This window comes from Rhodococcus sp. IEGM 1379, assembly GCF_030056815.1.
GTDB lineage: Bacteria > Actinomycetota > Actinomycetes > Mycobacteriales > Mycobacteriaceae > Rhodococcus_F.
The window spans coordinates 1-715 of record NZ_JASHKR010000194.1; the positions used below are offsets into that span (position 1 = coordinate 1).

Sequence of the window (715 nt, forward strand, 5' to 3'; positions counted from 1 at the left end):
CCTCGACACCACAACGCTCACAGATGATGCCCTTGAAGCGGACACGCTTGTACTTACCGCAGTAGCACTCCCAGTCCCGGGTGGGGCCGAAGATCTTCTCGCAGAAGAGTCCGTCCTTCTCAGGCTTGAGCGTTCGGTAGTTGATGGTCTCCGGCTTCTTGACCTCGCCGTAGGACCAATTGCGGATGTCCTCTGCACTGGCCAAGCCAATGCGGAGTTCATCGAAGAAGTTGACGTCGAGCACGTAACTTCCTTTCCCCGTTGGGGTTACGGTTGCCGGTTACCCGGCAACCTGACTGCCAATTCAAATGTGAACTACGCCCCCGGGCTGCTCCGAAGAGCAACCCGGGGACCGAAACCTAGTTCGCGAGGTCGTCGACCGTCGCTGCTTCGTTCCTGGACAGGTTGATGCCCAAGTTCGCTGCAGCTCGCTCCAAGTCCTCGTCGTCGCCGTCCGCCATCGTGATGGCAGCACCGTCCGAAGACAGCACCTCCACGTTGAGGCAGAGCGACTGGAGCTCCTTGAGGAGCACCTTGAACGACTCGGGGATGCCGGGTTCCGGGATGTTCTCGCCCTTGACGATGGCTTCGTACACCTTGACTCGACCGACCACGTCGTCCGACTTGATGGTCAGCAGTTCCTGCAGCGTGTAAGCCGCACCGTAGGCCTGCATCGCCCAGCACTCCATCTCACCGAAGCGCTGGCCACCGAACT

General features: G+C 60.0%; 2 protein-coding genes. Both read right to left on the minus strand.

All coding sequences use genetic code 11. The annotated features are described in order from the left end of the window. Positions 1-244: hypothetical protein (locus tag QM600_RS29475; RefSeq protein ID WP_283265318.1), on the minus strand; the 244-nt coding region annotated here is incomplete at its 3' end. Positions 245-359: 115 nt separating this feature from the next. Next, positions 360-715, minus strand: a 356-nt coding sequence (locus tag QM600_RS29480; RefSeq protein WP_502943138.1) for a DNA-directed RNA polymerase subunit beta, incomplete at its 5' end; no start/stop codon positions are given.